This window comes from Posidoniimonas corsicana (assembly GCF_007859765.1).
GTDB lineage: Bacteria > Planctomycetota > Planctomycetia > Pirellulales > Lacipirellulaceae > Posidoniimonas > Posidoniimonas corsicana.
The window spans coordinates 1,011,159-1,029,606 of the sequence record NZ_SIHJ01000001.1; the positions used below are offsets into that span (position 1 = coordinate 1,011,159).

12 protein-coding genes and 1 tRNA gene are annotated in these 18,448 nt (G+C 63.9%); 7 read left to right on the plus strand and 6 right to left on the minus strand.

Features of this window, described 5'->3' with window-relative positions:
* The first annotated feature begins 508 nt into the window (after positions 1 to 508).
* The 4 genes from KOR34_RS03805 (at position 509) to KOR34_RS03820 (ending at position 3,398) form a co-directional block, all read left to right on the plus strand.
* Positions 509 to 1,195 carry a hypothetical protein gene (locus KOR34_RS03805; protein ID WP_146562351.1) on the plus strand — a complete coding sequence of 229 codons (687 nt, stop codon included), beginning with the start codon at positions 509 to 511 and terminating at the stop codon, positions 1,193 to 1,195.
* Complete coding sequence (locus tag KOR34_RS03810; protein WP_146562353.1) at positions 1,192 to 1,551, plus strand: hypothetical protein; 360 nt, start codon at positions 1,192 to 1,194, stop codon at positions 1,549 to 1,551. Before KOR34_RS03805 ends, KOR34_RS03810 begins: the two co-directional genes overlap by 4 nt.
* 127 nt (positions 1,552 to 1,678) lie before the next feature.
* Positions 1,679 to 3,214, plus strand: coding sequence for a hypothetical protein (locus tag KOR34_RS03815; RefSeq protein ID WP_146562355.1), 1,536 nt, complete (start codon positions 1,679 to 1,681; stop codon positions 3,212 to 3,214).
* Positions 3,215 to 3,218: 4 nt separating this feature from the next.
* Positions 3,219 to 3,398 (plus strand): hypothetical protein, encoded by a 180-nt coding sequence (locus KOR34_RS03820; protein ID WP_146562357.1) that lies wholly within the window; start codon positions 3,219 to 3,221, stop codon positions 3,396 to 3,398.
* A 92-nt stretch (positions 3,399 to 3,490) separates the two neighbouring features.
* On the opposite strand, the gene KOR34_RS03825 is transcribed toward KOR34_RS03820, so the two are convergent.
* On the minus strand, positions 3,491 to 7,318 hold the full coding sequence (locus KOR34_RS03825; RefSeq protein ID WP_146562359.1) for a tetratricopeptide repeat protein: 3,828 nt from the start codon (positions 7,316 to 7,318) through the stop codon (positions 3,491 to 3,493).
* 855 nt (positions 7,319 to 8,173) lie between these two features.
* On the opposite strand from KOR34_RS03825, the gene KOR34_RS03830 reads away from it, so the two are divergent.
* The 3 genes from KOR34_RS03830 (at position 8,174) to KOR34_RS03840 (ending at position 10,173) form a co-directional block, all read left to right on the plus strand.
* Complete coding sequence (locus KOR34_RS03830; protein WP_146562361.1) at positions 8,174 to 8,473, plus strand: hypothetical protein; 300 nt, start codon at positions 8,174 to 8,176, stop codon at positions 8,471 to 8,473.
* Between the two features lie 464 nt (positions 8,474 to 8,937).
* Positions 8,938 to 10,011 (plus strand): tyrosine-type recombinase/integrase, encoded by a 1,074-nt coding sequence (locus KOR34_RS03835; RefSeq protein ID WP_197531117.1) that lies wholly within the window; start codon positions 8,938 to 8,940, stop codon positions 10,009 to 10,011.
* Positions 10,012 to 10,089: 78 nt separating this feature from the next.
* Positions 10,090 to 10,173: transfer RNA gene (locus tag KOR34_RS03840), tRNA-Leu, on the plus strand.
* 82 nt (positions 10,174 to 10,255) lie between these two features.
* On the opposite strand, the gene KOR34_RS03845 is transcribed toward KOR34_RS03840, so the two are convergent.
* The 5 genes from KOR34_RS03845 to KOR34_RS03865 all read right to left on the minus strand — a co-directional run bounded on the left by KOR34_RS03845 (position 10,256) and on the right by KOR34_RS03865 (position 18,203).
* Positions 10,256 to 10,456: a hypothetical protein gene (locus tag KOR34_RS03845; protein ID WP_146562365.1), complete on the minus strand. Its 201-nt coding sequence runs from the start codon at positions 10,454 to 10,456 to the stop codon at positions 10,256 to 10,258.
* 204 nt (positions 10,457 to 10,660) lie between these two features.
* Positions 10,661 to 12,244, minus strand: coding sequence for a hypothetical protein (locus tag KOR34_RS03850; protein WP_146562367.1), 1,584 nt, complete (start codon positions 12,242 to 12,244; stop codon positions 10,661 to 10,663).
* Between the two features lie 560 nt (positions 12,245 to 12,804).
* Positions 12,805 to 14,679, minus strand: a complete 1,875-nt coding sequence (locus tag KOR34_RS03855) for a CRTAC1 family protein (RefSeq protein ID WP_228714496.1) — start codon at positions 14,677 to 14,679, stop codon at positions 12,805 to 12,807.
* Positions 14,679 to 17,579, minus strand: coding sequence for a multiheme c-type cytochrome (locus tag KOR34_RS03860; protein WP_228714497.1), 2,901 nt, complete (start codon positions 17,577 to 17,579; stop codon positions 14,679 to 14,681). The genes KOR34_RS03855 and KOR34_RS03860 overlap by 1 nt, the downstream gene beginning before the upstream one ends.
* A 171-nt stretch (positions 17,580 to 17,750) precedes the next feature.
* Entirely contained in the window at positions 17,751 to 18,203 is a 453-nt protein-coding gene (locus KOR34_RS03865; RefSeq protein ID WP_146562371.1) for a hypothetical protein, read from the minus strand.
* Positions 18,204 to 18,448: the final 245 nt, after the last annotated feature.

The following is an 18,448-nucleotide window of genomic DNA, read 5'->3' on the forward strand; positions in this document are numbered from 1 at the left end:
TCCGGCCACCGAATCTGCCCCTGCTAGCCCTCTGGAGTCGACTCCAGAAGAGAGCCCCGAGACGAAGCATCACCGCGCCGCTCAGGTGGGGAATTCCCCACCTGAGCCCCGGCCCGCCGGCCGTCCGACTCCAGTCGTCGGCGCCCACCAGGTGGGAGAATCTCCCACCTGCGACCGCTGCGGCAGCGTCGAGTACGTGGATGTTCCCATCCACGGCGGCCGCTCCACGCGTCGAGACTGTGCCCAGTGTGGGCGTGTGCAGGACTTTCCCGTCTGGGATCCGCCACCAAGGTACGGCAACCGATCGCGTGCGATGCACGCTCAGCCCGCGGATTCTGGCCCGATTTGACATACCCCCCCCATCGGGGTCCTTCTGGCCGCCCCCCGCGGGGGCTCCGCCAGGAGCGATCGCGCGACTTTTTCTCGCACGCCACACAAAAACAGGCAGGCGGCGGCGTCTCTCTCTCTCCGCCAGACCAGGCCCACACAGCCAGAAAGCACCGATTCGATGCCTGAGACCACCAAAACCGAGAGCACACCAGGCGGCCACACAGTGGACCTGGAGGCACTCACCCAAACCGAAGCTTCCTGGCTGCTATCGCGATCCGCCCCTTGGTTACGCGGCCAGTCGCTGGATGGACGTCGCCCCGATGGCAGCTACCACGCGCAGAAGCTGGTGGCGGCATACGTGGAGCAGGAGCGGAGCAAGCTGCCGACGCACAAGCTGGCTGACGTTGAAGTGAACGCGCTCGACCAGAGCCTCGGCTACTTCGACCTCTACAACGGCCGCCTGGCGGTCGACCTGATGGACCGAATCAAGCAGGAGCACGGCGCGGCCGGCATGGCCGCGGTCGCGGAGTTGGTGCTTGAGTCCATCCGTGAGCAGGTCGAGAAACACCCCGAGCCCGGCGACGTGAGCACACACACCCCGAAGTCTGAGGCCGAGATCCGGGCGGAAGTGGAGGCCAAGGCCGAGCGGGATATCAAGCAGCGGCTCAGGGCCGAGAAGGAGCGGGACGCGCGGCAGAAGGGCCGGGTCGTCGACAAGTGCCCGCGATGCTCACGCGTCCGGTGGGCGCGGAAGTGGGCGAAGCGGGCCGTACCGCCCGGCCACGTCTTTGACGAACGCGAGTGCGACGACTGTTACGCTGAATCCGCGCTCCGCCGGATGGCAATCACTGAGGGCACCCTGTGACAACCGCGACCCGCCCCAGCTTCGCCTCCGTGCTTCATCGCCTGTCTCTTCTCGAGTTGGTCGACGGCGCCGATCTGCTAGCGTTGCCTGGCGTGGAGCCTGGCTTGCTGAATCCACCGCTTCACGCAGCATTGTTGTACGGCATCGAAGAGGCTCCGCCGTTGATTGAGCTTGCTGGGCGTCTGGCCGACTGCGAGATGCCCGGCGCGGCGGAGGCCGCCCAGGTGATCGCCGACGACCTCCGGGTGCACGTCGAAGAGCACGGCTACATCACATCCACACGCGACGATGCCCGGTCGGTCCTTTGGCAGCTGGGACTGAATGCGGACCTCGTTACCCGACTATCGAAAGGTTAGATCAATGGCTGTAGTCCCCATCAACCTGAAGGCCGACGTCAAGGCCGGGCAGGAGTTGAACCGTGTCCTTGGAATGACAGACGAGGAGCTGAAGAAGATCACGACCAGCGGGAAGAGCGCGGCGAAGGTGGCCGAGCAGCTGGCCCGCCAAGCGGATCCGATGAAGCGGTATGAGGCGAACATGGCCAAGCTCGGGCTGGCCGTTAAGAAAGGCGGCCTCGAGCTTCGCGACGCGGAGGTGCTCGCCGCCCGGTATCAGCGAACGTTGGACGGGGTGGGGAGGACTGCTAGCCGCTCTCTGGGAACGGAGCTGATCAGCAGGGTCGGCGCGCTGGCCGCGGGAACGCTTAGCTTCGGGTCTGCCGTCGCCCTGGTACGCAGCGAGCTCGAAGCGCTGCGCCAGCAGGCCGACCGGATCGGGCAGACCCACATCACGGCGGCCGGAGCACGGGAGAAGCTGCTACAGAATACGGCCGGGCTCTCCGGCGACCAGCGGAATGCATTCGTCGCCCGTGCGGAGAAGCTGGCGGCTACCACAGGCCAGCCCCAGCACATCATCGACTCGGCGCTGGCGGACGCCTACTCCGGGTCGGGAGGCAACACGGAGGCGGCGTTTCGCAACGTGCGGATGGCTGCGCAGTACAACCCCAACACGCCTGAGGCGATTGGACCGACAGCGGGAGCGTTGAGCGACGTCGGAAAGAGCACCGGCGACCTGAACGCGGCCCGGAACCTTGGCTTTCTAAACAAGGTCGGACTAGCGTCGCGTGTCACGGACGCGGGCAAGCAATTCAAGGCGATCCCCCAGGCGCTGGGCGGCATGGTCACGGCGGAAGCGACAGCCCAGGAGGCAGGCGCGCTGTTCGCGGCATTGAGCAATCAGATTCCTGACACCGAGGGCAACGTCACGGCAACCGCGTCGATCAACTTTGGCGCGAAGCTCGAGGAGTTCGTGAACAACGCGATCAAGAGCGGCAAGCTTTCGCCGGATGTCGACACGTTCGGGGAGCGGCTGCTCGCGGTTCAGACCGACAAGAGTTTGGGGCGAGCTTTCGTGGAAATGATGGGCGGCGAAGCCAAGGCCAAGGGCGCCCTCGAGCAACTGGTGATGGACCCTACATCGATCATCGCGAAAGCGTACGACGCCACGAAGGCTGGTTTTGGAAGCGCGGCAGACCAGGAGGCCCATGGCCTGCGCACGCTCGACATCATTAGCTCGGACAAGTACGGAAAGACCGCGACGGGCAACCGGATCGCCGACTCGCTCAACGAGCAGTTCGAGCTGGGGTCAGAAGGGTATCTCACCGAGAAGTCCAAGGCGAACCTCGACCGGGCGCTGTTGTTTAGCGGCCGCGCGTCGTCGGGTGACTTCTCGTTCTTCCGCGGCACGGCCGCCGGCAACAGGTTGCGACGGTATGCCAAGGTGGGGGCACAAGTTTCGATCCCAGACGCCCAGTCGGTCGTCGAGAGCGAGATCGAAAACCTCGAGCGGTACCTCAGGTACCACGGAGAGGGAGGCTCGGGCTTGCAGGCGGGGCCAGAGCAAATCAAAGACGTAAACGCAGCGTTGGAGAAGCTGGAGCGCGCAGCCGATTCGTTCGAGCGGATTGCCGACCAGGCGGAGCGAACCGCCCGCCCTTCAGGCGGTCAGCGACGGGAGTGACCCCTTGGACGAGCCCTACTACCTCCCATCCCCCGAGGAGTACGAAGCCGCCAAGGCCGCCATCCGGGCCCGCTGGACGCCCGAGGAGCGGCTCAAGCGGTTGCGGTTCGACTGGCGGCCCGGGGAGTGGGGGGCGCCGCTGGTCGAGCTGGGGGAGTTTCAACTGGGGGATTCCCCCAGTTGAGGTGCGCGAATCGCGCACCTGAAATCGATCCTTGGCAACTTGAAACTTCCCGCGCCGGTCAGAGCCGTCAGAAGCCGCGGCGCGGGGTGTAGTCAGTCGGGCAGAATGAATCCTCCGGCTCCAGGAGGCGGAAGGTTACGTCTCCCAACAGCTTTGATCAAACTCGAGAGTAGTTGATCGCATTCATGCGACCCGACTACGTTGAGCCCGAATGCGTTATTAAGTATTTGCTTCAGGATCTTGAGCATAGCCTCACCATGGGGATGCTTGGCGACTTCCGCAAACGCAGCCCGAGACAGGCCGCGTGCCTGTGGTGTTGACGGCGCTGCCTTCCACAACGCAGGAAGCGCTGCCGCAAGGATGGTCGTGATTCCCTCGGCTGGGACGCCTGGCAAAGACAACCAGGTCGCTACCTGACTGAACGGTCTGCTGACGCAATCCCAATCCGATTGCTCAGCGGATCTAACTATCGTCTTGGGGACAAGCCTGCAGTGTTGGTAGCCGGCGTCGATGAGGCTAACTTGCAGGTCTTCCCCCCAATAAGCTACGCCATCGCATTCGGCTGATGCGAATCCGGCGACGATCTCGGTCCAAACTCGATTCTCAAAGCTGAACTTCTCGACCGCAAGTCGAGCTACCGATAAGTCGTCGGTCCAGAGCGTCCAGTCGTTGCGGCTGCTCAATGCAATTGCAGCGACGCCGTCGTCGCCAAAGATGCGGATCCACTCCTCAACTTGTGGGTCGGCAACATCCAAAATGGCCCTCGAGTCGTGCATTTCACATTCACTGTCTATCCACGCAAGTAGGTCGTCGCACAATGACTTCTCCTGGGCCGCGCCCCGCCTTTCACACTGTAGGCTGTGGTCGCGGAAGTGGTCGACTGACGCCCGCAGTACGTGAAACCGATGGTTGGGTAGGCTTACCATGCGATGAACGCCAAAACTCTTCATCGTAGTAAGGGCCACGCTATCGACAAGGATGTCGCTGCGCTCACCCAGCGTCTTAAGAGCCGGCTCCCATTCGCCGTCGTCTCCACGGCAACACCGAAACGGCATGGTCGTGTCATCGCAGAAGTTGTTCGCAACCTCTATGAGATTCGCATTGGTAATCTTCGCGAAGGAAGCGACGGAGATGACCGGAGTTTCTCGATAGAGAGCTCGGTCGTGCTCTCGCTTATCACCCACACCTTGAGTCGCACTTTTCAGCCGCTCAAAAATCTCCTCAGGCTTAGCGTCTCGAGGAATCGTGACGGGGAAGAAACGAGACCGGTCCCCAAACCTGTCGTACATCGAATTGAGTAGCAGCTTGATCCTCGCCTCGCACTTTGGCGCGATCCAAGTAACGGTATAGGCACTAAGACCTGGTGCCATACTGCTGAGTGAGACCGAGTCCCCCACCTTCCTACCGAGGAGCAGCTGAGATCTCGAATCAGATTCTCCGAGTTCATTCCTGTCTACGCTTGGTGGAGGAACTTCGCAGTCCTCTAGGATCCAGATGACGGTTTCATCGCTATTGCTCGACTTGAGCTCAACGCCCGTTCCCATGATGACTTCACTGCACGCCGGGAAGGGCGGCACGCCGTTTGGAAACCCGACAGCATCGAGGTAGGTTCCATTCACGGAGGGATCGTCGAAGAACCTGCGAAGGAGGTCGTACGCGTACTCAATGGCCGGCATACGATGACCGGAATGCTGGAGCGCAAAGACAACCTCTTGCCCAACACGGGGATCGACCTCGGCCACCCCGGGCAGGTCAGCTACGTTAATGGCATAGAGTTCTTTTCTGTCATCGCGAATCGCAATCAACAGTTTCTGAAGCCGAAGCTTCTTCAAAAAGCCAGTGCTAGAAAACCTTAACAGCCCCTCCTCGATGACTTCGAGCGCGTCATCAGTTGCCGCAATGCGCTCGAGGGTATTGATCTCCAGACGATAGAGCGATTCGACTTCCCACCCTGCTGAACGGAGAGCCGAGCAAGCTCCAAGAATGAACCGGTCGTCTCCTGACCTACGAGCCGCTTCGATTGCTATGCCAACTGTATTCAAAGACTGCTGCGGGAGATCGACGTCCTCGAATAGCTGAATGGCCAGCTTATCTTCACCGCAACGGTGGCATACGGATGCGACTTCCACACGTTCTTGCTCGTCACAATCACTGCGCAGGAGGTCGGCCGCTTTTCGGATGCTCTCCTTAGCACGCTCAACCTCTCCGGCCTCGTGCAATGCGTCAGCCTTAATCGACTCTACAACGGCTTCACCGAGGCTGTCTATGTACTCAGCCGCCTTCGTGAGGGCGTCGTCGAGCGATCCCTTCGCTGCCAACGCCTGGCATAGAAGGCTAACAAGATTGCACCGCTGAGATCGAAAGCGGACTCCGCGACCAAGCGCGGCCTCTAAGACTTGCGCCGCGGTATCCCTATCGCTTCCGTCGCCACGCTGTATTAGCATGTCGGCGTACAGCGCAGTGTTTTCGAGGACGCCTTCTGCCTCGACCGACGCTCTCAGCCGATCAATGGCGCCATTAACGTCGTCGTGATACTGCGTTAGATATCTCCCATGATGAAACGCGAATCCAGAGTGGGATGGTGCAAGGTCCTCTGCGCGCTGGTGGTCTTGCCCGGCGTCCACGATCTCCCCCGATAGCTCGTTCGCGATCGCCCGAAGTGTATAGAACGATGCCTTGGCCTGATCGCTCTTATGGTTGGGAGAGCTGAGCAACTCGTTGCAATACCGGGTCGCTTCCGCTAGCGCGGGATCTTGCTTGGGTTGTCTGGTGCCTACAACTCCACCAGCCAATGAGATGAGGCTCCTAGCGAGATTCTCCTTGACGACTTCGAGCGATGGCTCTTTCGCCAAGACCTCTCGAAATATCTCTATGGCATGCGGAAGGTCGCCACGCACCATCGCGTGCGTCCCAATCGCGGCCCGAATATGCAGGTCGGTACGCAGATGCTTGGGGCAGTCCTTCAGCAACTCTTCTTCAGTCTCGTCCGGAGGGCTTGCCTGAATAAGAAGCATTCTCGCATCAGTGTTGAGCGGCGATCGATCCACTGCTCTCTTTGCGTGCTCTAGCGCTTGAGGCTGTTGATCCAATTCCAGGTACCCGATTCCCAGCAGCAAGTCACAGTTCTCGTGAGTTGGATCTTCGCTTGCAGCCGCTAGGAAATGGTGAAGGGCCTTGGAGCTGTCCCCCTTGATTCTGTGTGCGTGTCCCAAATTCGCCTCGACGCGAAACCGCTGTCGATCAGTGAGGGCGGTCCAGGACCTAGTGCGGATGCCTTCTAGTCTGTCGATCGCAGTGTCTGGCGCAGTCGTATTCTTTTCAGCGGCGAGCGTTATCTCCGCATCAAAGGCATCGGATCCTCCTGTCGCACTGGCCGCGTCAGAGTTCATCTTGTTGACGACGTTGGTCACGTTCACCGTTGAGTTTGTAGCGTTTATGTCTCCGATGTGACCGACGGAGCCGCTTATGATCGTCTCGGCAGCAGTGACGGAGGTAACGCTGTCACCTGATCGTGCTGCAGCGTTGCCCGCCAACGAGTCAAACGGGCGTTCTCGCGTCAGATAGTCCAGCAGGTAGGTCAAACCCGCGAGGCCAATAAGCGATGCAGAAACACCAGGGCTGCCTGCCAAAGTCAATACTCCCGCGACGCCGACGTTGGCCTCGACGTCTTCGGGAGTCTTGAGGGCGAAGGCCAGCACACCCCCAATCTGGGAAACTGACCACAGCCCAAGTACGCCTACTGCGGCACGGGCGTACCTCGTTTCAGGCCTGAAATGCCAAATGGCCCACGTTGCGACCAGGGTCACGCCAGCTAGAGCAGCAGTCCAATAGCTCTCGACCAACACTGCGACCACAAGCACCGCAATTGCGATCGCGCCCACAGCGCACAGCACCACCGGCAGCCAGTTTCGGCCCTTCATACGCGTTTCTCCCATCTAGGTGATCGTCAGCAGTGTAGCCGATCACGGCGGGTTTTCGCATGAGCGGCGTGGCGTCGCATTCCGCCCGAGTTGACACCCGCCCCCCAGATCGGGCAGAATCTCGGGCGTATAAAGCGTTTCTGGTGGCGCCACTTCATCTGTGAAAGCACCAGCACGGTTCCCGTATGAACTAAACACTATCCAGGAGTCCCAGCCTTCGCGAGTGTGGTCGTGCGCGCAGGGCAACCTACGCGCGGACGGGTGACCGTGGCCGGGCGGGTAGTGCCGCCTATACGACGCTCGTGAGGGCTGGGGCTTCTTTATTTGCTTCCGGCGTTCTGCCGGAGCAAGGAAGGCCAACTAGATGGCAACCGCAGAACTGCGGGCGCGTACGCTTGCGCCCCTGCCGTCCTCCAGCCCCGTTGCAGCTTGGAAGAATCCCAGCAGCAGTCTGCCTGAGATCGTAGGCTCTGCTCGAGAAGAGCTCGCCGAGGGAAACTTCGAGAACGCCTGGTCAGGCTTTCAGATTGCCTTAGAACACTGGCTCCGCGTGAAGTGGGTCGAGCACTCGGGAAAGCCCAATTCGCCGATCGCCGAACGCTACCAACTGCTCGACAAGCTGAAGTCGGGCTGCGTCCTAGATGGCTGGACGGACAGAGCGATTCGACTCGTGCTTACTCGGCCCCTTCCTGTCGAGCAGTGGCACGCCGGAGTATTCGCGGCCGTGGTTACTTCGCTGGCTGTCGATGGCGTGGACAGCGCCCCGAAGCTGCCGTGCGACTATGTTCGGCAGACGCTACCGAATTCGTCTCGCGGACTGCGAAACGCGGCCGCAAGATCGGAAGGAGGTGTCCGTTGATTCCACGCAACACCATGACCGCGGAGAAGGTCGCGGAGATTGAGCAGATGCTGGAGACTGGGGCGCGGCAAGTCGACGTCGCCGGCGTTGCGGGCGTGACCGCCTCGGCCGTGCGGACGATTGCCAACGGACTGCACTACCACCAGCAGTCCGAGGAGGAGCAAGCCCGCCGCTTCAACAGCACGCTGCGCGGCTGGGTCCCGACTCTCGATGAGATTGCCCGCGAGTGTGAGAGGATCCGTCATGCGCACCCGCGGCTGCCGGTGGGGTATCGATCGGTTGAGTTTGAGTGGTAACCACCCCGAGCCCGCGCCGCCTCCGGGCGGCCGGGCACTACTAATCCCCTGGAGGTCGGAAGTTGTCTGATAACTCTGAAGAGTTGGAGGAGCGAGCCCTGATCGCAGATTCGGACCTCGCAGTGGCAATGGGGCACTTGTCCCGATTCATCTCGATTATGGCCAACGGTGGAGGCGCGACGGGCGGAACTACTTGGCCAGCAGCGATGGGCATCCGGCATTGTTGCGAGTACCTCGACATAGGCAGGACGAAGTTCGGGGAGATTGTGAAGGCCGGAGAACTGCCGAAGCCATTCCAGCTCGGCGGCCGCCCACATTGGTTGCGAGAGGACCTCGACCGTTATGTCCGCAAGCTGGCCAGGAGGCGGGACTAGCATTCGCGGCCATACGACTGAGCAGCGACACAGCCGATGCGCGGCGGCGATCAAGGACCGCGAACTCTACTCGTGAAAGGATGGGAGATCATGAAAGCGTGGATATTCCAGGAGGCCAGGCAGAAGGCCAAGCTTGGCGAGAAGAAGTGCCCGTGGTACGTCGGCTGGTACGACGCACGCGGCAAGAAGCGTCAGAAGAGGGTAGGGCCGAAGTCCACGGCCCGAGAGTACGCCCGTAAGCTCGAGGGCGAGTCCGCCGCGGGGCTCCTCCAGAGTCACCAGCGGATCAAGTGGGTTGTGTTCGTTGAGCAGTTCGACCGCGACCACCTGGCGACGCTGGAGCCAACGTCTCGATTCCAGTACAAGCTTTCGCTGGATCAATTCCAGGAGATCGTTGCGCCGCTGTACCTGGACCAGGTTACAGCCGCCGCGGTTGACGAGTTCCGCGCGAAGCGACTCAAGAACGGCCGGGAGCCCGCGACGGTCAACAAGGACCTTCGGCACGTTCGCTGTGCCTTGAACAAGGCGAAGAAGTGGGGGTTGATCCCCCAGAAGGTCGAGGTCGAGCTCCTCAGGGAGCCTGAACGGGACCCCGAGTTCGTGTCCGATGGAGACTTCGCGCTTCTGTACGGCGCCTGCAACACGATGAAGCAGCCCCACGATCGGCACTACACTGCCGAGCAGTGGTGGCAGGCGCTCCTGGTGTTCGCGTACATGACCGGTTGGCGAATCCGGCAGATACTGGCCCTCGAGAAGGCGAACGTCGATCTGGAGGCCGGTGTGGCGTTCGTAGAGGCTGCCCGGACGAAGGGTAAGCGAGACGCCCGGGTCGAGCTCCACCCCGTTGTAGTGCAGCACCTGCGCCCCCTGATGGGCTTTGACGCCGCTGTCTTCCGGTGGCCGCTCGCCGAGCGTGGCCTCTGGACCCACTTTGCCAGCCTGAAACAGGAGGCCGGGGTCGAGATCCCGGGAGCCTTCCACCGCCTCCGGTTTGGATTCGCCAACGCCAACGTCGACAGCCTGCCCGAGGACGTCCTGCAGCACCTGATGCTTCACAAGGACCGCCAGACTACTCGGCGGTACATCAACCTCGCGAAGCGGATGCAGCGGCAAGGGACCGCCGAGAAACTCCACGTTCCAGCGGTCCTGGCGGCGCAGGCGTAGCTGTGGCGGTTTTTTGGCGGTTTGATGCCCCGTGACATCGGGGCGGACGTTAGCTAAGCTGTTAGCCAGCAACCACTTGCCGGAGTGGCGGAATTGGCAGACGCGATGGATTCAAAATCCATTGGGAGTAATCTCGTGAGGGTTCGAGTCCCTCCTCCGGTACTCGCTTTTCTGCATAGAGAATGGGGCGCTCTAATCCGCGCGGCGATCTCCGGCGGCCCTTAAGCTGGCCTGGCGTTCTGAGCTACCACACCGACAGCAGGATCGCCTTCCCAGAATCGCTGGAGGCGGCCTCTTCGACCTTGGCGGTCATGTACGCGATCAGCTCCTCGGCCGCGCTTGTTCGTTGGCCCTTGCAGATGTCGTCGAACGCCTCCCGGATGTCGTGGGGCACGTGCCGGATCAGCACGTACCCGGAGTCTTCTACGCGGTTCTCGTTGTCCATTGCAACTACGCCCGGCGGTGATGATGCCCAACGACCATACTAAGCGCAGACGGTCGGCCAACTACTGGGGAATTTCCCCATAGAAGTGCGTGGGATCACGCGCCGGACGATTGAATCTGTGGGCGGCAACCGGCGCAGTCGCACACGGCCTACGAGTAGCCAGTTTCACGCTGGTAAACCCGGCGTGAGATTACTCGCCAGCAGCTACTGCTGACCGGCCTGGAACTTCCAGTCCTGCCGGCCTTCGTAGGCCATTGTCTCGTGGACCAGTTCGTAGAGGCCCGGGTCGTAGTCGCGGAGGGCGGCACGGTCCAAGATAGGCTGCCTCGCCCCGGTGGGGGTCAATGCGGCGCCGCCCGCGTCGAAGTAGGCCAGCACGCCGGCGATGAAGTAGTCGGCGTCGCTGCCCGCGGCGGGCGTGCCGGACCACTTGCCGTCGGCCACGGCTGCGGACCGGGTCTCGGAGACCTTCTTGCCGAACCGCTCGTCAAGCCGCTCAACGTTCAGCTCGTACTGCTGCACGTCGCGGCCGCGGTTCTCCCAGTCCGGGTCGACCGGGCGGCTGGCCGTGATCTGGTAGGCGGCGTCCATCATCAGGGCGATGACCGGATTGCCAGACGCGTCGAGCGAGGCCGGGTCCACCGCTACCTGCTCCGCCGGGACCACAACCAGCTTGGCGTCCGGGCTGTACTTGGCCTGCCGCGCATCGGGGAGCAGGCCGGCCTGCTCCAGCAGCGGCCACTCGGGCAGGTCGGACAGGGTTTCTCCCGCGCCGAGCACCACCAGGCGGACATCGTCGGTGATGAGCGCCTTGAGGATGTCGTGGCGGTAGGCGAACAGCTTGCGGATGGTGTCGTTCGCCTTCAGCAGCGCTGCGTCCGGCGCCTGGCGGCCCAGCACCGTGAACTCCCTCGCCCACGAGAACTTGGTGTAGTACGGGTTGATGTCGAACTTCTCGGGCGGGTCGATGACCACCGGGTGCTTCTGCAGGTAGGTGTACCGCCAGTCGTTCTCAGGCGTGAGGTTGAAGGTGGTGTGGACCAGCTGGTACCCCTCCGGGTCGTACGCCCGCAGGTCCTCGCGCGTGCCGACCGGGCCGTGGTTCCAGTTGTTGACCCGGTTGCAGTCGAAGTACGACTGCGCAATCTCCGCCCAGTACTCGCCCGGGTTGCTGCCGGCGTACGCGCCCTGGTACTTGCCCTGGTCGAGCACGCTGCGGTACACGGAGCGCACGCGGTCGCGCCACTCGGAGTCCAACGATCGTAGCGTGCCGTCGATGGTGTGGCAGAACTCGTGGACGGCGATGCTTTCGTCGTCGTACCGGTCGAGGGCCAGGCAGAGCAGGTTCTCCTCGCCAAAGCTGGTGGGCTTCCCGCCGGTGCCCCGCACACGCTCGTTCATGTACTCCTTGTTGCGGACGTGGCGGTTCTCGGGCATGTCCGTGTAGACCTGGTTCTTGCCGATGATGATCAGGTACATCTGGTTCTCGACCATCTTCTGCAGCACGTCCGGCCTGCCGGCCAGCATGTGCTCCACGATCTCAACGGTGCGCGTCAGTGCCTCGTCGGCCACCTCCTCGGCGGCGACAACGGGCAGGCCGCCGGCAGAGGCGTACTTCGCGTAGAACTCCCGCGCGGGCTCCCGGTCGCGTTCCCTCACAATCTCAAAGAAAGACTCGGGCGGCGGGGAGACGATCGCGACCTCGCTTTCCGCAGCGGGCAGCGCCGCTGGCGTGACCAGGGATAAGGCGACAATCGCAAGCAGCTTTGACCGGGTATCGGCACGCATAGAAGCCCCTTCGCTGAACGGATTCCACTGGACGCCTGTTTGTCGCCCCGGCTCGCCTGCCGCCGGCATCGGCCGCGGCCTGAGGTCGCGATTTGTCGGCAGCAGGCCCCGCCGCAACGCGACATGGTGCACAAAAGCAACAAGAAGAGTACCCCACCCAGCGGGCGAATACAACACTTTTCGGCTGACAATCCGCCGCGTGACGCGTGGGGCCGCACGGGCCCGGCGGTTGAGCGATGTGCCTAGTCGCCCGGTCCAGCCGACAGGGGGCTTTCTCAAGAGAGAGCGGCTACGGAGCGCAAACGAAGAAACGCATTGCTGTTTGCTGCCGCGGAACAATCCACTGAGCGTTTCGAGTGGAACGGCCGCGGGGTTCTGTCGCACCGGTAGCCATGAGTGCTCCAGAACCCCGCTTTTGGGCCGCTCAACACAAACTCCAGTCCACTAGGCGCCGACGATTCTCAACTTGCAGGAACATCGGGCCGGGCAGGGCGCCGCCGCGACGGACAGCACCCCGAACAGGGCCGAGACCGACTGCGTCTCCGCCGCTCTTTTCTCGTCTACTGCGCGTCGGCTGATTGCTGCAGCACGTCATAGGTACGGTTAAGGCCCGTGTACTCGACGTCCTGCTGCGACCCGTCGGGCCAGCGGACACTGATCGACTTCACCTCGGGGTCGGCGCCGAGGCCGAACGTGACCGGCAGCTCAACCTGCGACAGGTAGCTGCGGGTCGGCATCACCTGCCGCTCGATCACACGGTCGGCCAGTTCCACCCGCACCCACGCGCCGATGGCGTCACGGTTGCTGCTGTCGCCGGTCAGGCGGAACCGGAGCCAGTCGTGGCCGAGCTGTTGGTCGTTGCGGACCAGACGCGCCGGTCCGCCGATGGCGGTCACCACCAGGTCGAGATCACCATCGGCGTCGATGTCGGCGAACGCGGCGCCGCGGCCGACCATCGGCGCAAACAGGTCCTCGCCGGCGAGCGACGCGTCAACGGTGACGAACTCGGTGTCATGCTGCGAGCCGCAGTTCCAGAACAAGTGAGGGGCCTGCTCGTAGTGCTGGCTCGGCTGAACGCGGTTGATCTCGTCCTCGATATGCCCGTTGGCGGTGAAGATGTCGAGCCGGCCATCGAGGTCGTAGTCGAAGAAGAACAGCCCGAAGCTGAGCTCCAATCGTGAGCTCGGCCCGAGGCCGGTGGAGACCGCCTCGTCCATAAACTGCATCTCACCCTTGTACGAGACGTACAGCGCGGTCATCTCGTTCGAGAAGTTGCCGATCGCGATCCCGAGCGCGCCGTCGTCGCGGAACCGCGCGACGTCGATCCCCATCGCGCCGCGGGCGGCGCCGTTCATGTCGAAGGCGATGCCGGCGTCGATGGCGGTCTCTCGGAACGTGCCGTCACGCTGGTTGTGGAACAAGAAGTTCTGCACGGTGTCGTTGGCCACGATCACGTCGATCCAGCCGTCCTCGTCCGCGTCGACAAACGTCAGGCCGAGCGACTTGGCGACCGGCACTTTGGTGGCCGTGTTCCGCACGTGCAGGCCGGCGGACTCGGCGACCTCGGTGAAGCGGCCGCCGCCGTCGTTGCGGTAGAGGAACGGGAACACGCCCTCAAAGTTCTGCGGCCGTCCGTAGGCGCGGCCGCCGCCGATCAGCTGGAAGTTCTGCGACTCGTCGAACTCGCGGGTCCACTTGAGGTAGTTGCAGACAAACAGGTCGAGGTCGCCGTCGTTGTCGTAGTCGTACCAACCGCAGCCGGTCCCCCAGTCGCCGTCGCCTCCGCCGACACCGGCTTCCTCGGTGACGTCGCGGAACCGGCCGCCGCCCTCGTTGTGCAGCAGCCGGTCGCGGCCAACGGCGCTGAGGAACACGTCGACCAGGCCGTCGTTGTCGTAGTCGCCGGTGGCGACCCCCATGCCGTACATTGGCTCCTCGAAGCCCGAGCCATCGGTGACGTCGGTGAAGCGTCCGGAGCCGTCGTTCTCCAGCAGCGTGGCGCCGGCGGGCGACTGACCGTCCTCCGGCCCGTCCCAGGGCCAGCGGCTGAGGCTGTTGACCAGCAGCAGGTCCTGGTCGCCGTCGGCGTCGAAGTCGAGGAACGCGCAGCCGCCGCCCATCATCTCGGGCAGGAGCTTGGCGCCGGCGGCGGCGTTGCGGTGCACGAAGCCGTCGCCCAGCTGGTCGGACACGTCCGTGAACGCGACCTGCGGCGGGCTGTCGACCGGCGCCTCACGGACCTCGACCGTGGAGAGCTCGCTCTCGGTCACGACGACCGGCTCGCTCCGCTGGCTCATCGCGAACGCCAGCGTTCCGATCGCGGCGATCCCGACCAGGCACACCAACGACCACTTGAGCGCCACGGCGATGACCGCGTCGTCCTGTTCGTCTAGCGGCTCGTCGCGCGCCGCCTCTGTCGATTGCTGGGGCTTCATCATTCACCTCCTGGGGTAGCGTCGTCGGTTGCGATCTGGTCCGCATCGGCCGCCGGCGGCGCCGCAGCCAGGCCGGGCGCGCCGCTGCGGTTCAGCGAGTACTTGACCACCGCTTCGGCGGCGTGGTTGGCCGCCGGGTACTTCTCGCGGGCGAGCCGCTCGGCCCGGCCCTTGGCGTTGTCGTCCATCTTGTACACCAGGTGCAGCTTGGCGTGCTCGGCGGCCTTGTCGTCCTCGCCGAGCTCCGCGTAGAGCAGCTGCAGGTTGTGGTGCGCCGTGAAGTTCTCCGAGTCGACCGCGAGCGTCTTCTTGAAGGTCGCGATCGCGTCGGTCCACGCCTGTTGGGCCTCCTCTTCGCGCCCCTGGCGGGCGCGGAGCCGGCCCAGGTCGAACTGGGTCTGGCCCAGCAGGTTGATCACCTCGTAGTCCTTGCTGAAGTCGAACCCGCGCCGCTGCATCTCGGCGGTGCTGTCCTCCAGCGTGCTACGCAGGTTCTGGATCGCCTCGACCAGGCGCCCCTGCTGGCGGTTGACCGCGCCGCTGAGCCACGCCCATGTCCAGCGGGGGTAGCCCTCGGCGTCGCGGAACTCGTCGGCGCGCCGCAGCGCGTCGACCGCGTCGTCCAGACGCCCCTCGGCGAGGTACACGCGGGCGAGGTTCATGGGCCCGTCCCAGCGGTCGAGGCCCGCGACCTGCGAGAACGCCTCCTCGGCCTGGCGGAGCTCCGCCTTGCCCTTGAGCAGCAGGCCGATGCCGTAGTCGTTCCAACGCTGCCACAGCGGCGCGGCGAACTCGCCGTTCTCCGGGGCGGGAGCGTCAGCGCCGACCGGGAAGGTGACGCGGTCGGTCGCCAGCACCGTGATCGGCAGGTTGTTCACGTAGGGCTCGCCCGGCGTGTAGCCACGGATCTCGGCGCCCAACTCCGCGTTGGTGCGGGCGACAAAGTCCATGTACCGCTGGTCGAACTTGCGGTACATCAGCTTCACCTCAACTTCGACCGGGCCGCTGACGTTGTTGGGGATCTGCAGCTCGTAGTGCACGGTCTGGCCGGCGCCCGGCGGGATCTGGTTGTTGTAGAGCGGCGTGAAGATGTCCTGGGCGTTGCGGCGGTCGATGCGGTTGCCGTCCTTGTCTATCACAAAGACGTTGACGAAGTGCGACCACGGGTCGACCTCGTTGCCGCGATCAGAATCCAGCGCCCCGCTGCGGCCGATCACGCGGTCGCCCGACTTGACCACCACGTCCAGCCAGATCTCGTTGGAGTCGACGGTGCCCTGGGTGAACAGGTGGCCCATCTTCACGGTGCGGATGACGGTCTCAAGCAGGTACCGCCCGCCCGGCTCGAGCGCGGGGACCGCGGGGCGGAGCGGCGCCGTGAGGCGGCCGTCGATCTCGCCGCCGTCTCGGATGCCGAAGATGTCGACCCGCATCACGCCGTCGAGGAACTCCTGGTGGGCCTTCACGACCTCGGGCTTGTCCCGCAACCAAGCGATGCCCGTGTTGGCCGACGGGAACATGTGGTCGTGGACGCTCAGGCCGTCGGCGCCGGCGATCAGCTTGGCGCCGAAGTCGTCGGACGACTCGGCCGGCATGTGGCAGTTGTTGCAGTTGTGCTGCGCCGCGGGCGGGTAGTAGAAACTGCGGGCGCCGTGCCCCGACACGCCGCTCAAGAGGTACGGGTCGTAGTGGTTCTGGCCGCGGAGGAACTCCTTGTACTTCGTCAGCTCGCCCGGCAGGTGCACCTTGTGGCAGGTGGAGCAGAACTCGGCCGACGAGTGGAAGTCCTTCAGGAAGGTCTTCTTGTGGAACTCCGGCTTCGCCTTGATGAGCTGCTGGTTGACCCACCGCAGCACCGAGTTGTCGCTGAACGCGAAGGGGTAGTGCAGGGGCGCCTCGATGGTGTAGTCGGCGTTGCCCTTGTTGCTGTTCACGTGGGTGATGGCGTGGCACACGGTGCAAGTGATGCCGGCCTGGGCGGTCGGGTGATCGACCGTGTCGAACTTTGGGTCGTCGAAGGCGCCGCTGAAGAACGGCACGGGGTCGTGGCAGCCCGCGCACCAGCGCGACGCCTGCACCGACTGGTCGCGTTCCATCGAGACCTTGCGGGTCTCGGTGACGCTGGCCAGGTAGGGCGGGTTGTTGAACGAGCTGAACCGGTGCACGCTGTCGCTCCACTGGGCGTGGACGTCCGCGTGGCACGTCTTGCAGTACTCGTCGTTCATCAGGTTCTCGGCCGGGATGAAGTCGCCGGTCGAGGTCCGGGCGAGCGACGGCTCGAAGTACTTCGCGCCGGACTCGGGGCCCTGCGCGTACCACTCGCGCGGGTCCTGCGCCTGCAGCCAGAGCATGACAAGCACCGCCGCGCCCACGGCGCCCAGGTAGGCGCCGCCGATACGCCAATTGATCTTCGGTCCGGCCAGGCGGTGCAGCCAGTACAGCCACGCCGCCGCCAGCGGGCAGGCCACGTGCAGCCAGTACACGGTCTGCCGGGCGATCGGCTCGCGGAGGTCGAATCCGCCCAGGCGCATCAGCAGCAGGCCGCTCACCAGCACCGTCACGCACACCGTGAACAGGGCGTAGCCGATCCTGACGGCCCGGCGGTTCTTCCGGTCCTTGGCCGCCATCATGTGCCGCACGCCGAAGATCAGGAACGGCGTGACCAGCAGCAGGCCCATGATCAGGTGGGCCAGGAACATGTACTGGTAGAAGTAGTCCTGGTAGGTCCTGCCGGTGAACCACTCCATGGCGGTCACCGACGACAGGTACGCCGAGTTGGCCGCCAGCACGGCGACCAGCCCGAAGATGAAGTAAAGAAGCACACGCATCCGTCCACTGACGGAACGCACGTAGCGCTTCTTCGGGGCGGGCGCAGCGCCCTTGGCTGGTGAGGACTCGGACACAACCTTCTCCTGACTGACGAGCTAGATACGGAAAAACCCGAAGCAAGCCAGCGGCACAGCAGGCGAGGGCTACAAGCAACAACACGCCCTCTGGGGCTGTCCTCCATCCGCCGGCGGCGGGCGCTACGCCCGCCCACAAGCATTAGGGCAGCCACCTAGAACTATGCCGCGTCAGGAAAAACGCGGGGGAGGGTCCGGTACGGGGAAGAATCCCTTGAGCGCGACCACACGGGTGAGGTCGCGGCGCCAGTCGCGCGGCGCACCGGCGTTGTCCGACTCGCTGCGGGACGACACGGCATGCTGCAATTCCCGTGGCGCCGGCTGCGGCGCTGGGGTGGCCACGGGCGGGGGCGATTGGCCGCCGCTGCACGACGGGCCGGAACACTTGCGTCCGGGCGCCGGGTCGTCTGCAGGGGTGACTGCTTTGGAGTTGGCGTGGTCGGCGGACGCGTCGCTCGCCTCCTCCAACGGCGGGCTGTGGGCGAGCCAGTCGCCGCAGGTCGCTGTGGCGGTCCGTACCCCAACCCCGGCGCAGAGCACGCCGAAGCACAGGACCATCAACAGGCGTCGAACGACAACCGTCATGCGGGGCGAGCCCAGGTAGTAAGAGAGGAGGTTTGGCAAAGGACCGAGCATCTCCCGGCTTTCGCCGACACTGCCGTTCTCCGCCAGGGGACCCGCCACGCAACGTGCACGTAGGACGGGTCCTTGTTGGTAGTATAGTCTGCCGCGGCCAGATGCAGCACGAAAAGTGCGCGCCCGTCACAGCCAGCACCAATAGTACACCCCGGCGGGCGCCGCACCAGCCCTTGATCGTGTTTTTGTACACAATCTATTGCAGGGTTGCCGCCGGCTGTCTACAATCAGGG